The 14,275-nt window shown below is 72.1% G+C and carries 13 protein-coding genes; 7 read left to right on the top strand and 6 right to left on the bottom strand.

The features are described from left to right. Nucleotides 1-58 precede the first annotated feature (58 nt). A complete protein-coding gene (locus ABZX65_RS17045) occupies nucleotides 59-262 on the bottom strand; it encodes a cold-shock protein (protein ID WP_161307368.1) in 204 nt (67 codons plus the stop codon). A gap of 405 nt (nucleotides 263-667) precedes the next feature. Between ABZX65_RS17045 and ABZX65_RS17040 the strand changes: the two genes are divergently transcribed. From ABZX65_RS17040 to lysA, 5 genes are all read left to right on the top strand, one after another. Continuing rightward, nucleotides 668-1,363 carry a hypothetical protein gene (locus ABZX65_RS17040; protein ID WP_355339731.1) on the top strand — a complete coding sequence of 232 codons (696 nt, stop codon included), beginning with the start codon at nucleotides 668-670 and terminating at the stop codon, nucleotides 1,361-1,363. 767 nt (nucleotides 1,364-2,130) lie between these two features. After that, nucleotides 2,131-4,104 carry a glycosyl hydrolase family 28-related protein gene (locus ABZX65_RS17035; protein WP_355340139.1) on the top strand — a complete coding sequence of 658 codons (1,974 nt, stop codon included), beginning with the start codon at nucleotides 2,131-2,133 and terminating at the stop codon, nucleotides 4,102-4,104. 361 nt (nucleotides 4,105-4,465) lie between these two features. Then, on the top strand, nucleotides 4,466-6,445 hold the full coding sequence (locus ABZX65_RS17030; RefSeq protein ID WP_355339728.1) for an amino acid transporter: 1,980 nt from the start codon (nucleotides 4,466-4,468) through the stop codon (nucleotides 6,443-6,445). 232 nt (nucleotides 6,446-6,677) lie between these two features. Further along, on the top strand, nucleotides 6,678-7,061 hold the full coding sequence (locus ABZX65_RS17025; RefSeq protein WP_355339725.1) for an SAV_915 family protein: 384 nt from the start codon (nucleotides 6,678-6,680) through the stop codon (nucleotides 7,059-7,061). 33 nt (nucleotides 7,062-7,094) lie between these two features. Then, complete coding sequence (gene lysA / locus ABZX65_RS17020; protein ID WP_355339722.1) at nucleotides 7,095-8,447, top strand: diaminopimelate decarboxylase; 1,353 nt, start codon at nucleotides 7,095-7,097, stop codon at nucleotides 8,445-8,447. Between the two features lie 60 nt (nucleotides 8,448-8,507). Here the strand turns inward: lysA and rpmG are convergent, their stop codons facing one another. Then, nucleotides 8,508-8,672, bottom strand: coding sequence for a 50S ribosomal protein L33 (gene rpmG / locus ABZX65_RS17015; protein WP_355339719.1), 165 nt, complete (start codon nucleotides 8,670-8,672; stop codon nucleotides 8,508-8,510). Nucleotides 8,673-8,783: 111 nt separating this feature from the next. Continuing rightward, a complete protein-coding gene (locus tag ABZX65_RS17010) occupies nucleotides 8,784-10,265 on the bottom strand; it encodes an alpha/beta fold hydrolase (RefSeq protein WP_355339716.1) in 1,482 nt (493 codons plus the stop codon). 83 nt (nucleotides 10,266-10,348) lie between these two features. On the opposite strand from ABZX65_RS17010, the gene ABZX65_RS17005 reads away from it, so the two are divergent. After that, nucleotides 10,349-11,347, top strand: a complete 999-nt coding sequence (locus ABZX65_RS17005; RefSeq protein ID WP_355339713.1) for a MerR family transcriptional regulator — start codon at nucleotides 10,349-10,351, stop codon at nucleotides 11,345-11,347. Nucleotides 11,348-11,556: 209 nt separating this feature from the next. Continuing rightward, nucleotides 11,557-11,748, top strand: a complete 192-nt coding sequence (locus tag ABZX65_RS17000; protein ID WP_355339710.1) for an antitoxin — start codon at nucleotides 11,557-11,559, stop codon at nucleotides 11,746-11,748. Nucleotides 11,749-11,872: 124 nt separating this feature from the next. On the opposite strand, the gene ABZX65_RS16995 is transcribed toward ABZX65_RS17000, so the two are convergent. The 3 genes from ABZX65_RS16995 to ABZX65_RS16985 all read right to left on the bottom strand — a co-directional run bounded on the left by ABZX65_RS16995 (nucleotide 11,873) and on the right by ABZX65_RS16985 (nucleotide 14,232). Next, nucleotides 11,873-12,322 (bottom strand): type II toxin-antitoxin system PemK/MazF family toxin, encoded by a 450-nt coding sequence (locus ABZX65_RS16995; protein ID WP_355339707.1) that lies wholly within the window; start codon nucleotides 12,320-12,322, stop codon nucleotides 11,873-11,875. Nucleotides 12,323-12,420: 98 nt separating this feature from the next. Further along, nucleotides 12,421-13,404: an aldo/keto reductase gene (locus ABZX65_RS16990; RefSeq protein WP_355339704.1), complete on the bottom strand. Its 984-nt coding sequence runs from the start codon at nucleotides 13,402-13,404 to the stop codon at nucleotides 12,421-12,423. Nucleotides 13,405-13,413: 9 nt separating this feature from the next. Beyond that, the gene (locus tag ABZX65_RS16985; protein ID WP_355339701.1) at nucleotides 13,414-14,232 is read right to left on the bottom strand and encodes a hypothetical protein; all 819 of its coding nucleotides are present in this window, start codon (nucleotides 14,230-14,232) and stop codon (nucleotides 13,414-13,416) included. Nucleotides 14,233-14,275: the final 43 nt, after the last annotated feature.

Raw genomic sequence — 14,275 nt, 5'->3', positions numbered from 1 at the left:
CACCCCAAGGCGCGGGCCCCAGCTATATCGCTGAACGTGTCAGGCGTATTCAGACGCGTCAGGCGGGAACGATGTTCTCGGCCTGCGGGCCCTTCTGGCCCTGGGTGACGTCGAAGGTCACCTTCTGGCCTTCCTGGAGCTCACGGAAGCCCTGGGCGGCGATGTTCGAGTAGTGGGCGAAGACGTCGGCGCCGCCGCCGTCCTGCTCGATGAAGCCGAAGCCCTTTTCAGCGTTGAACCACTTCACGGTACCGGAAGCCATATTAATCTCCTTCAGGGGCAGTACATCGAAGCCCGCGGATTACGGACCCCGTGTCGCCGCAATGATTGCCCCGTTCAGGAAAGAACAGCGGAAATACAAAAGTGCACCTATCAGCACGTATGCCGATGAAGGAGCACTTGTAAGTCTTTGGGAACCACAACTGCAACTGAAAACAACGGTACCACGGAACCAGATTTTCGCCGGGTAAAACGCGTCACACCCCGCCCCGGCGCGCCCCACGGGGTGTCGTCCAGGTGCCGACGGGGGTGTCGTCGGGGTGTCGTCGGCCCCTCGCCCGGGCGCGGGGGCGGCCGGGCGCGCGCGCATCACGATCGCGCCCGTATCCCGGTCCCAGGGGCCGTTACGGCTGTCGCGGGCACAGGTTCATCGGCCATACTTCGCGCCGTGGAGCAGAAAACAGGTCCGAACACCCCGCCGATACCGCCCGCCGGAGTCGACCCGGCGTACATACCCGGCCTGACGCCCCCCGCGCGGTCCGCCGCCGAGGTGCCCGCGCCCGTGGTGGACGACGACGCCCCGGAGGACGCGCCCCCGGCCGCGCCCGAGGCCGAGCCGGAACCGGCGCCCGAGGCCGTGCCCCAAGCCGCCGTCGAGGCCGTGGCCGAGGACACGGGCGCGGCGGACGACGAGGACGCGACGGAGGGGGACACCGGCCCGGTGTTCTCGGTCTCCGACCGCCGCGGCTCGATCACCGCCGACCGCACCGGCATCACCTTCAAACTGGACGGCGAGACCGCCGACTTCGGCTGGGACGAGATCGGCGCCGTCGAGATCGACACCCCGCGCTTCGGCCGCCGCTTCTCCGTCACCGTCTACACCTCGACCCGCCGCTGGTTCGACACCGACGTCGAGGCGCCCTCCAAGCCGCTGCTCAAGACCTGGGCGGCCGAGCTGGACGCGGTGCTGGACACGTACTTCGAGGACGACAGGCCGGACGCGGCCGACGCCACGGACGACGTGGAAGAGGTCGAGGAGGCCGAAGAGGCCGACACGACCGACACGGCCGACGCCACGGAGAAGGCCGCTGAGAAGAAGGCCGACGGGAAGAAGGCCAAGGCCACCGAGGACGCCGAGGCGTAGCCGTACCGTCGTGGCCGGCGCCGGTTCTCACCCTCCGGCGCCGGTTCCCACCCTCCGGCGCGGGGCACCGCATACCGCCGACGTACCCGGCGCCGTACGCCACCGCGGGCGACGCGTTGAGCGAGGTGCCGACGGAGACGCGCCACCGGCAGGGCTCTGGTCGCGGCGGGTGTCGACCGTCGCCAGGCGCAGCCGTCCGGCGTCGTCCGTGAGGCCGTGGCCGGTGAAGTAGAGCAGGACGGGGGCTTCCGCGTCGTGCCCCGGCGCGGTCAACTGCCGCAGCCCCGCGTCCTCGTGCTCGTGCTCGTGCTCGTACGGAGCGATCAGCGGAGCAAGTCGCCGCCCCACGCCTCGTCGCCTCCCCCGGGTACCGCTCTTCGTGCCTGCGCGCCCGCGCGCCTCCGCGTCCGCGCGGCGCCGAAGTCCCCCCGATTCTCCCCCTGTTCGTATCCCCGCCGGGGCCGCTTCCTGGCAATCGCTCCGGCGCGGAGGCGGGGACGCCTGCAACAGGAGTTGCAGGTGATTGCAAGAAGTCAACCAACGGGCGTAGTTCGACAGCAGGGTTACGAAATCATTTCGCATGAGCCTTGTGGAACCGGACGCGCGCGCCCTAATGTCACCTCACCCTCTCGGCAGGTCTCGACAGAAACGAGCTTTCGATGTCACGGAGCAGCACAGGCGCTGTGGTGGAGTGGTCGGGCAGACCGCGGCGAAGAGCCGCGGTCGTGGTCGCGACGGCGACCGCGGTAGCCGTCGGGTTCAGCATCATGGCCGGTGGTACGACCGCCCTGGCGGGTACGGGATCGGGCGGAACAGGCGGCGGTACGGCCCCGGTGGTGACGCGGGCCGCGCTCGACCCCTCGCTCGTCGCCGGCCGCGGCGCGAACGTCGGCTTCGCGGAGCAGGAGGCGGAGAACGCCGCGACGAACGGCACGGTCATCGGCCCCGGCCGGGACGCGTACACGCTGCCCGCCGAGGCGTCGGGCCGCAAGGCGGTGTCGCTGAAGCCGGGCCAGTACGTCGAGTTCACCCTTCCGAGTGCCGCCAACGCGATCAACGTGCGGTACAGCATCCCGGACGCGCCGACCGGCGGCGGCATCACCTCGCCGCTCGACGTGACGGTGAACGGCAAGGACCGCAAGGCCCTGACGCTCACCTCGCAGTACGCGTGGCTCTACAACCTGTACCCGTTCTCGAACGACCCGGGCGCCGACGTCCTGCACCCCGACTACTGGGTGACCGAGTGCGCCTGCGTGCCCCAGGACACCACGCCCGCACCGGTGTTCGCCAAGCCGTTCCGCCCCAACCACTTCTACGACGAGCAGCGGCTGTCGCTGGGGAAGACGTACCGCGCGGGCGACAAGGTGCGGCTCCAGGTCCCGGCGGGCGCCACCGCCGCGACCACCACGATCGACCTGCTGGACTCGCAGCTCGTCGCGCCGCCGAAGATCGACCTGATCGCGGCCAACGTTCTCGCCTTCGGCGCCGATCCGACCGGCCGCCGCGACTCGGCGAACGCCATCGACAAGGCCATCGCCTTCGCGAAGCTCACGCACCTGAAGGTGTACATCCCGCCGGGCACGTACCAGGTGAACCGGCACATCGTCGTCGACAACGTGACGATCGAGGGCGCGGGTAGCTGGTACACGATCATCAAGGGCCACCAAGTCGACCTCGCCACCCCGGCGCCCGACGGAAGCGTCCACACCGGTGTCGGCTTCTACGGCAAGGACGCCTCGAAGGGCGGGAGTTCGAACGTCCACCTGTCCGGCTTCGCGATCCAGGGCGACGTCCGGGAGCGCATCGACACCGACCAGGTCAACGGCATCGGCGGCTCGCTGAGCAACTCGACCATCGACGGCCTGTACATCCAGCACACCAAGGTCGGCATGTGGTTCGACGGGCCGATGAGCAATCTGAGGATCACCAACAACGTGATCGTCGACCAGATCGCCGACGGCATCAACTTCCACACCGGCGTGACGAATTCGACGGTCTCCAACAACTTCCTGCGCAACACCGGTGACGACGCGCTCGCGCTGTGGTCGGAGAAGACCGAGGACGCGCGCAACACCATCGACCACAACACCGTGCAGACGCCGGTGCTCGCCAACGGCATCGCGCTCTACGGCGGCACGGACAACACCGTCTCCAACAACCTGATCGCCGACCCGATCCGCGAGGGCAGCGCCATCCAGGTCGGCTCCCGCTTCGGCTCCGAGGCGTTCACCGGCCACCTGTGGATCACGGACAACACCACGGTCAGGGCGGGCACGTACGAACTGAACTGGAACATCGGGCTCGGCGCGATCTGGTTCTACGCGCTGGAGAAGAACATCGACGCGGACATCCGGGTGACCGGGGACAACTTCCTCGACAACACGTACAACGCGATCATGCTCGTCGCCGACTGGCCGGTGAAGGACCTGTACTCGGTCACCAACGTCCACTTCAAGGACATCAAGGTCGACGGCACCGGTACCTCGGTGGTCAGCGGCCGGGTGGCGGGCTCCGCGTCCTTCGAGAACGTGGTCGCGCGCAACGTCGGCGCCGTCGGCGTCAACAACTGCGGTTCCTTCAACTTCACGCCCGCGGGCTCGGAGTTCTCCCTGACCGACCTCGGCGGCAACACCGGCGGCGGTACGACCGGGCCGTGGTTCGCGTCGTGGGAGCTGCCGAACACGATCACCTGCGACGACCGCCCGCCGGTCGTGGCACCGCCGGCTCCGTCGGCGTGGTGACGGCTGCCCTTCGAGGAGCGCGGTGAGGAGCGCGCCGTGAGAAGCGCGCGCTGAGCGACACCTCGTGACAAGCGCGCCATGAGCGACACCCCGTGACAAGCGCCTCGCGCGAAGTCCATACGGAGATCCGTACAGGTTTCGCGCGGGGCCGCTAAGAAAGCGTTAAGACTCGCGGGCCGCGGTGGCCGGCGCGCCGGGACAGACCCCGGCAAAGCCCCCACCGTCCCGATGAAATGCCTGGTCGGCCGCCCGGAACACCCCGGGCGGCCGATCATGTGTCAGCGGGGCAGGGGTGCGTACGCTGGCCGGGCCGTCATCCGCGATGGCCCGACCGATCCGCCGCACCCCAGGAGCCCTCCGGATGACCACGACCGTCCCGCCCGAGCGGTCCTCGACGCCCCCGCGCAGCCGCTTCAGGGCCTGGCTGCTCGAAGGTCTCTCCGACATGGGCAAGCACCAGTCGGGCGGCGGCGGGGCGGCGGAGCGGGAAGCCGCGCCCGCCCACAAGGGCCAGCGCTGGTGGCGGGTGATGTGCCTGACCGGCGTGGACTACTTCTCCACCCTCGGCTACCAGCCCGGCATCGCGGCGCTCGCGGCCGGGCTGCTGTCGCCGATCGCGACGGTCGTACTGGTCCTGGTCACGCTGGCGGGCGCGCTGCCCGTCTACCGGCGGGTCGCCGAGGAGAGCCCGCACGGCGCGGGCTCCATCGCGATGCTGGAGCGGCTGCTGTCGTTCTGGAAGGGCAAGCTCTTCGTCCTGACGCTGCTGGGCTTCGCCGCCACCGACTTCCTGATCACCATCACCCTTTCGGCCGCCGACGCCTCCACCCACCTGGTGGAGAATCCGCACTTCGCCACGGCGCTGCACAGCCACCAGATGGTGATCACGCTGGTCCTGGTCGCGCTGCTGGGCGCGGTGTTCCTCAAGGGCTTCCTGGAGGCCATCGGGATCGCCGTCGTCCTGGTCGGGCTCTATCTGGCGCTCAACGTGGTGGTCGTCATCGCCGGCTTCTGGCACGTCGCGACCGCCGGGCACGTCGTCACCGACTGGTCGCACGCGCTGACCGCCGAGCGCGGCAACGTCTTCGTCATGATCGGCGTGTCCCTGCTGATCTTCCCCAAGCTCGCGCTCGGCATGTCCGGCTTCGAGACCGGCGTCGCCGTCATGCCGAACGTCGCGGGCGACCCCGGTGACACCGAGGAGCGGCCGGTCGGCCGGATTCGCGACACGAAGAAGCTGCTCACGACGGCCGCGCTGATCATGAGCGTCTTCCTGATCTGCACCAGCTTCATCACCACCGTGCTGATCCCGAAGAAGGAGTTCGAGACCGGCGGCAAGGCCAACGGCCGCGCGCTGGCGTATCTCGCCCACGAGTACCTGGGGTCGGTCTTCGGCACGGTCTACGACTTCTCCACCATCGCCATCCTCTGGTTCGCGGGCGCCTCCGCGATGGCGGGCCTGCTCAACCTGATGCCGCGCTACCTTCCGCGGTACGGCATGGCCCCGCACTGGGCGCGCGCGGTGCGGCCGATGGTGCTGGTCTTCACGCTCGTCGCCTTCCTCGTCACCTGGATCTTCGACGCCAGCGTCGACAAGCAGGGCGGCGCGTACGCGACCGGCGTCCTCGTCCTGATGAGCTCGGCCGCGCTGGCCGTCACGATCGCCGCCCGCAAGGCGGGGCAGCGGCGCTGGACGGTCGTCTTCGCCGTGATCTCGGTGGTCTTCCTCTACACGACGGTCGTCAACGTCGTGGAGCGGCCCGACGGCGTCAAGATCGGCGCCTGCTTCATCGCCGGGATCATCCTCGTCTCGCTGCTGTCCCGGCTCGCCCGCGCCTTCGAACTGCGCGTCACCAGCGTGGAGTTGGACGACATGGCCACGCGGTTCGTCCGCGACATCGCCAGCCGCCGCATTCGCTTCATCGCCAACGAGCCGGGGCTGCGCGACGCGGCCGAGTACCGCGACAAGGTGCACCAGATCCGCGCCGACAACGACATCCCGCCCGAGGACGACCTCGTCTTCGTCGAGGTCACCGTCCTCGACGCCTCCGAGTTCGAGTCCGCCCTGCGCGTCACCGGCCATGTCCTGCACGGCCGTTACCGCGTGCTGTCCCTGGAGAGCTCGTCCGTCCCCAACGCGCTGGCCGCCCTTCTCCTCCACGTCCGCGACACCACCGGCACCAAGCCGCACATCTACTTCGAGTGGACCGAGGGCAGCCCCTTCACCAACTTCCTCCGCTTCTTCCTCTTCGGCCACGGCGAGGTCGCCCCGGTCACCCGCGAGGTCCTGCGCGAAGCCGAGCCCGACCGCTCCCGCCGCCCCCGCGTCCACGTGGGCTGACCCGCCTTCGACGGCTGCCCCGGCTTCGGTGGCGAAGCCGGGTCGGCCGCGCCCCCTCTTCACGGTTTCTCGCGGCTGCTTACGGCCCTTCGCGGCCACGCCGTATGGGGACCGTCGGGGAACGGGCTCCCGGCGTCAAGCCGACGTCAGGGCCCCGCGAAGGGGCCGCCCGGCGGGCATAGCGTTCCTGACCGAGCCCGCGGCCCACCGGCCGCCACGTAAGGAGCGCGCGATGTCGTACCAGACGTCCCAGAAGTCGTCGGAGGACCCCGACCCCCTTGATCGTCCCCCGGCCGGAGCGCTCTTCGTGCCGGTCCGGTCGGGACCCGGCAGCTCCACCGCGTGCTGCCGCACGACCAGGTTCTTCCGTACCCCCCTCGGCACCCGCACGGCGGTCGCCTTCACCAGCGAGGAGCGCCTGGTACGCACGCTGGGCGCGCGGCAGCCGTGGATCCGCCTGTCGGAGGCGGCCCTGCGCGCTCTGGCCGCGCCGCTGGGCGTCACCGCGCTGCGGATCGACCCGCGCCTCACCGCTCCGGCACCTGTCCATGCCACTGCCCCCGCCCCGGACGGCGGGCGGCCCGAGCAGGCCGCCTCCCCCGCGCTGGCCTCGTAGGACCTCCCCGGAACTCGCAGGAAGGAGCCCCGCATGTCGATCTCACTGACCCCGCCGCCAGGTGCGCGACGGCGTACGCGTGCCCCGTACGACGACCTGTCCGTCTGGCCCGCCTCGGCGCGTACCGCTCCGGAGGGGGATGTGACCGTCGGGGGCGTGTCGCTGGCCGAGGCGGCGGACCGCTTCGGGACACCGCTCTATGTCCTGGACGAGGCCGAAGTACGGTCGCGGGCGCGGATGTACCGGGCGGCCTTCCCCGGGGCGGACGTCGTCTACGCGGCGAAGGCCTACCTGTGCGGGGCGGTCGCCCGATGGGTGCGCGAGGAGGGCCTCGGTCTGGATGTGTGCTCGGCCGGCGAGCTGGAACTGGCCGTCACGACCGGCTTCCCGCCGGAGCGGATCATCGTGCACGGCAACGCCAAGAGCCCGCAGGACCTGCGGGCGGCGGTGCGGCTCGGCGCCGGACGGATCGTGATCGACAACGGCGCGGAGATCGCCCGGCTGGCGACGATGACGCTGCCCGTCGAACGCCAGAAGGTCCTGCTGCGCGTGGTGCCGGGCGTCGTCGCGGGCGGCCACCCCGCGGTGCGGACCGGCACCGACGACCAGAAGTTCGGCCTGTCGATCACCGACGGCTCCGCCCAGCACGCCGTCAACCGCGTCCTCGGCCAGCCGGGGCTCGAACTGACCGGCCTGCACTGCCACATCGGCTCGCAGGTGACCGAGGTCAAGCCGTACGTCGCCGCCGTACGCCGGCTCGTCGGACTGCTCGCCCGCATCCGTGACCAGCACGGTGTGGTGCTGCCGGAACTCGACATCGGCGGCGGCCACGGCGTGGCCTACCGGCCCGGCGAACCCGCCCTCGACATCATCGCGCTCGCCGCCCGCGTCAGGGCCGAACTCACCGCCGCGTGCGCCCGCGCCGCGCTCCCCGTGCCGCGCCTCACGGTCGAGCCCGGCCGCGCGATCATCGGCCCCGCGGGCGTCGCCCTCTACCGCGTGCTGGCCGTCAAGCGCGCCGGCGGCCGTACTCTCGTCGCCGTCGACGGCGGCATGAGCGACAACCCGCGGCCCGCGCTGTACGGCGTCCGCTACGCGCCCCGGCTGATCGGCCGTGCGTCCTCCCGCCGCGCCGCCGAGGTCACCGTCGTCGGCCGCTACTGCGAGGCGGGCGACATCCTCGCCGCCGACGTCCCCCTCCCCGACGACCTCCGCCCCGGCGACCTCCTCGCCGTCCCCGTCTCCGGCGCCTACCACCTCTCGATGGCGTCCGCCTACAACCTCGTCGGCCGTCCCCCGGTCATCGCCGCCACCGACGGCGCCGCGCGTCTCCTCGTCCGCCGCGAGTCCCTCTCCGACCTGCGGATGCGAGACGTCGGCGAATAACCCCCGAAGGGGCGGAGACCTCACAGGTCCCCGCCCCTTTCCACCCCCGGTTCCCGGCGCTCAGCGCTCCTCGCGGAACTCCACGTGCCGGCCCGCCGCCGGGTCGTACTTGCGCAGCACCATGCGGTCGGGGTCGTTGCGACGGTTCTTGCGGGTGACGTAGGTGAATCCGGTACCGGCGGTGGACCGGAGCTTGATCACGGGACGTACTTCGTTGCGTGCCATGACGTCCACTATACGAAAACGGTTGTCGTTGTCAATAGGCTCAGCTCAGGGCCGTCCCGGCGACCGCCACTGCGATGCCCTGCGCCCGGCGTCCGGGATTCCGAGCCGCGCTCACGCCGTGAGGTGGCCGAGGACGGCGGAGACGGCGGCGCGCAGGGGCGGGGTGGAGACGGGGGCGGGGTCGCGGGATTCGAAGGCGTGGTGGGCCTCGGGGGCTTCGACGACTTCCAGGGGGGCGCCGGAGGAGGCGGCCGAGGCGATGAACCGGTCGACCGTGGCGGCGATTTCGGGGACCTCGAGGGCCACGCGGGTGAGGACGGTGGGGAGGGCGGCGGGGGCGGGGTGGAAGCGGGTGGCGGACAGGCCCCAGTTGGGGAGGGGGGCGAGGACGGGGTAGGTCAGGGCGACGCAGCGCAGCCACGGCGGCGGGGCCGCGAGCCAGTCGGCGCAGAGCAGGCCGCCCGCCGAGAAGAACCAGAGGGCGACACGGTCGGGGTCCACGCGGGGGTCGGCCCGGACGAGGGCGACGGCCTCGGCCACGTCGTGGGCCGCGCGGTCGAAGTCGGTGAGGTCGTGGAAGCGGTGGTCGACGGTGGCGGCCACCACGCCCTGGGAGGCCAGGAGTTGGGCGTAGCCCAGGAAGGCCGGCCAGTCGCGCGGCGTCGGGCGGACGTCCGGCGATACGGGGCCGCCGTGGACGAACACGACGGCGGGGGACGGGTGTTCGGCACGGGGGAGGTGGAGGTCGACGCGGCCGTGCCGCTCGCGGGGGAGTTCGGGGACGGGGAGGGGGAACGGCCGCTGCTGGGGGGCCTGTTCACCCCTGGGCGCGAGCCGCCGCCCCTCCCCCGCGACCGCCCGCAGCAGGATGTCCGCCAGCCCGCGCGGAGCGGACAGCATCGGCCAGTGCCCGGTGCCGAGGTCGAAGAAGGTCACCCGCGGTTCGGTGAGCACGGCGAGCCGGGGGTCGCCGAGCCCGACCAGCGTCTCGACCAGCGCGATGCTCGAACCGTTCGCCGTACAGAAGACGCCTGTCACCGGCAGCGCCGCGACCGCGCCCGTCAGGCGGAGCGGCCGGGTGAGGGTGGCGCGGGGTTGCGGTACGGCGCGGTCGGTCAGCCGGGCCAGCGCGTCCGCCGGGACCCCGGCCGTACTGCCGTGCCGTGCCCACTCCTCCGGGCCGGACGGCGGCGGGACCGGCCCGTCACCGTCCTGCGCGCGGTCCCGCAGCTCCTGGTCGCGGTAGAGCGCGAGCGGCGGATCGCCGTCCTGCGGGATACCGGTGTCCAGATGGACGACGCGGGCGGTACGCGCCGGGCGGCGGTCGGCGGCCCCGACCACCGGGTGGATGCCGTAGTCGTGCCCGACGAGCACCACCGGCCCCTCGGCGGCGGCCACCGCGTCGATCACCTCCAGCACGTCCCGGATGTGCGTCTCCAGATCGGTGTCGGGCCCCGCCGGACGGCCGCCGTCGCCCATGCCGGTGAGTGTCACCGGGTACGCCCGCGCGCCCGCTTCCCGCAGCGCCCGCGCGGTCTCCTGCCAGATCCAGCCGCCGGTGTGAGCGCCTGCCACCAGTACGTACGCCGTCATGAGATCTCCTCCGTCACCCTGCGGAACGGCCGCTTTCCCGGCCGCGGGTACCGTAGGAACTCCCCCTGAGGGAGGTTCAAGCCGTGCCGCCTGACCGTTTGTGGACCATCGGGGAACTCGCCGAGCGCGCGGGCGTCACCGTCAAGACCGTCCGCTACTACTCCGACCGCGGCCTGCTCCCCGAGGCGCGCCGCAGCAGCGGGGGCCACCGCAGGTACGGTCCCGCCGCGCTCGACCGGCTCCGCACGATCCGCTCGCTGCGCGGCCTCGGCCTCGCGGTCCCCGACGTCCACCGGGTCCTCGACGAGGACGACCGCGCGAGCGCGGCCGGGGCCGACGCGGCGGCCGACGTGCTCGACGGCCTGATCGCCGGGCAACTGCGCGAGGTCGGCGCGGGCCTGGCCGCCCTGCGCTGGCGCGAGGCCGCGCTCCAGGCGCTCCAGGACTGCGGCCCCGGGGAGCGCGCCGAGCGGCTGCTGCTGGTCGGCGCGCTGCCGAGCCCGCCGAGCACCGCCGCCATGGCCCGCTTCTGGCGGCGCTGGCTGCCGCCGCGGATGCCCGCCCGGCTGGTCTCGGCCATCCTCGACGGGACGATTCCGCAGCTCCCCGAGGCGCCGACCCCGGCGCAGGCCCTGGCCTTCGCGCGCCTGCACGCGCTGGTGTCGGGGAGCTGCGACGGTGCGGGAAAGATCTCCGGAAAAGCCTCCGGCACGAGCACCGGCGACGGCCGCGACCCCACCCAGCCCGCCGCGCACCGGCCCGAGGAGGGCTACCGCCCGGCCGTCCTGTACGACGGCCTCATCGAGGCGTACGGGCTCGCCGCCCCGCACCTGCGGGCCGGGCGGCGACCGCAGGAGGGCGAGGCGCTGGACTGCTTCGTCGCCGCGTACGCCCGCTCGCGCGGCGGCCGCGACACCCCGGCCTTCCGCCGCCGCCTCGGCGGGGTGCTCGGCGCGGACCCCCGGATCGACCGCTACTGGCAGCTCGCAGGGGAACTGTTCGGCCCGGCGGAGCCGACCCCGGGCAGCACACACGACTGGCTGCTGGCCGCGCTGGACGGCGCGACCGCCGAGGCCGCCTGAGCCGTACGCCGGTACTTCAGTAAGCCAACACGCCAATACGCCGGTACGCGGATACGTTCACCGGACCGTACGCCGCGGAAACGTTCCGGAAGGCGTCCCCGGAGAACGTACGAACTCGTCCGGACCTGTCCGGAATGCGAAAACCTTCGGGGGCCCCGATGCTGGGAGGGCAACGGGGAGAGCAAGGCGTTCCCCCAAGGAGGGCAGCCATGTCCATGCTCGACAAGCTCAAGGGCCTGCTGAAGGGTCACGAGGACCAGGCGCACCAAGGCGTCGAAAAGGCCGGTGACATGGTCGACAAGAAGACCGGCGACAAGTACAGCGGCCAGGTCGACCAGGTCCAGGACAAGCTGAACGACCAGCTCGGCGGCGGCACCCGTCCGTCGAACGAGCAGCCGTAACCGTACGACGCGGCCGGCATTCGTACGGCGTACGCGTCGACGTACGGGCAGCCGCGTCCACCGCCTCGGAGGTGGACGCGGCTGCCCGACGCGTCAGCCTGACGCGTCATGCGGGACCGGGGGCTCACGCCCAGCCGTACAACTCCTTGAGCCGGTTCACGACGAGGTTGAACCTGCCCCGGTCCAGGGCGCACGCCTCGCGCCGCATGCCCTGGTCGTGCAGGCGCAGGACGCGGTCGACGGCGACCCAGGACTCGCGGCCCTCACGGTCCCAGGGCCCGGTGCCGATCGGCACCCACTCGTGGTCGTTGTCGTGGCGCTTGCTGGAGAGCTGGACGGCGAGCACCGTGCCGCCCGCCTCGCGCGCCACGACCAGCACCGGCCGGTCCTTGCCGCGCCCGTCGTTCTCCTCGAACGGCACCCAGGTCCAGACGATTTCCCCGGGGTCGGGGTCACCGTCGTGATCCGGCGCGTAAGACGTCCGCACCCGGCCCACCTCGCGCGGCTCAGCCTCGGTGGTGGCGTACGGCCCGCTGGCGCCGGGGAATTCAGCATTGGCAGCATTCGCAGTCATCCGCAAGACGGTAGGCCCTGCGGGCGGCGGCCCGGCGAGCGGGTCGGAACCCGTCGGTCACGAACCGCCCGGCGGCGCACCCGTGCCTCAGCCGTGCCTCACCAACGGCCGTGCACCTGCGCCCTGATGCGGCGGTCGTACAGCTCGCGCACCGCGTCCAGCGTGGCGTCGGTCAGCGGCGGCAGCGCGGCAGCGGCGGCGTTGGCCCGCGCCTGGGCGACATCGCGCGCGCCGGGGATGACGCTGCTGACGCCCGGCTGCTGGATGATCCAGCGCAGCGCGGTCTGCGCGGGTGTGGCGCCCTCGGGCGCGAGCGCGGCGAATTCGGCGGCGGCGTCGAGGCCGGTCTCGAAGTCCACGCCGGAGAAGGTCTCGCCCTGGTCGAACGCCTCGCCGTGCCGGTTGTACGTACGGTGGTCGTCGGCGGCGAAGACGGTGTCGCGGGTGTACTTGCCGGTGAGCAGCCCCGAGGCCAGCGGCACCCGCGCGACGATGCCGACGCCCGCCTCGGCCGCCGCGGGCAGCACCGCCTCAAGCGGCTTGAGGCGGAAGGGGTTCAGGATGATCTGCACGCTCGCGACGCCGGGCCGCGCGAGGGCGGTCAGCGCCTGCTCGCACGTCTCGACGCTCACCGCGTACGCCGCGACGCGCCCCCGCGCCACCAGCGTGTCCAGGGCGTCGTACATCTCGTCCGAGGAGTAGACGGCCGTGGGCGGGCAGTGGAGCTGCACCAGGTCGAGGGTGTCGACGCCGAGGTTCGCGCGCGAACGGTCGTTCCAGGCGAGGAAGTTGGCCAGTACGTAGTTCTCGGGCACCTGCTCGGCCCTGCGGCCCATCTTGGTGGCCACGAACACCCCGGCGTCCGGGCGCTCCTTGAGATACCGCCCGATGAACTGCTCGCTGCGGCCGTCCCCGTACACGTCGGCCGTGTCGAAGAAGGTCACGCCCGAGGCGACGGCCGCGTCCAGCACGGCGAAGGCGTCCGCCTCGCGCACCTCGCCCCAGTCGGCACCCAACTGCCATGTCCCGAGCCCGACGACGGACACCTTCCGGCCCGTCCTGCCAAGAATCCGCTGCTCCATGCGGCGATGCTACGTCGCCGGTGTCCGGTCCCCGCTCGTGGCGTCCGCCGGTCGCCCGGTCGGTCGCCCGGTCCGGCGCTCCGCGCTCCTGCGGCGGCACGCGAGGAAGAACCCGAGCCCCGCCAGGAGCGCGGGGGCGATCATCTCGGCCGTCAGCGAGGCGAGCCAGTCGGGGTTGATCCGGTCGGTCATGCCGCTGGTGTACTGGCAGGTGGCCTGCGGCGGAAAGAAGCTGTACGTCACGGTGCGCGGCGGGCCGCTGCCCCAGTCGGCGCCCGCCGAGCACGCGGAGGACGGCCCGGCCAGCAGTTTCCAGCCCGCCAGCGCGTAGATCATCAGGAAGAAGGAGCCGGTGACGAAGAACGCCGCCCCCGTACGGCGGACCTTCTCGTCCCGCGACATCGGCACGACCAGCTCGCTGGCGAAGGCTCCGCGAAGCGGCGGCTCGAAGCACTCGGCGAGCAGCGCGAGGAACACGCACGCGGTCATGAACAGCAAGGCGGCCCAGAGCAGTCCGGTGAGCACCGCGCCGCCGCCGACGGAGGTCACGTCGCCGTCGCGGAACTCGCAGACGGTGGCCGGCGGAAACGCCTGGTTCCGGGTGCGCACCAGCGGGCCGGGGCCCTTCGTCATCCCCTGCGCGCACCGCTCGCCGAACTCCATCATGCCGAACAGCGCGACCGCGAGGCCCAGTGCGAGCACCGCGAAGGCCGCGCCCGCGCCCAGCCACAGCAGGCCCGTCCGATAGCCGCCGTACGCGCCGTATCCGCCCTGCCCGGCGGGGCCGCCCCGCGCGCTCCGCCCGCCGTCCATCCGCGCGTAAGACATTCGCGCACAGTAACCGACGGCCGCCGCCGGTGACCCGGCCTTG

Origin of the sequence: Streptomyces sp. NPDC003300, assembly GCF_040610915.1 — a bacterium.
Lineage (GTDB): Bacteria > Actinomycetota > Actinomycetes > Streptomycetales > Streptomycetaceae > Actinacidiphila.
Note: the sequence above shows the minus strand (reverse complement) of the source record. Positions and strands in the feature narration are given on the sequence as shown.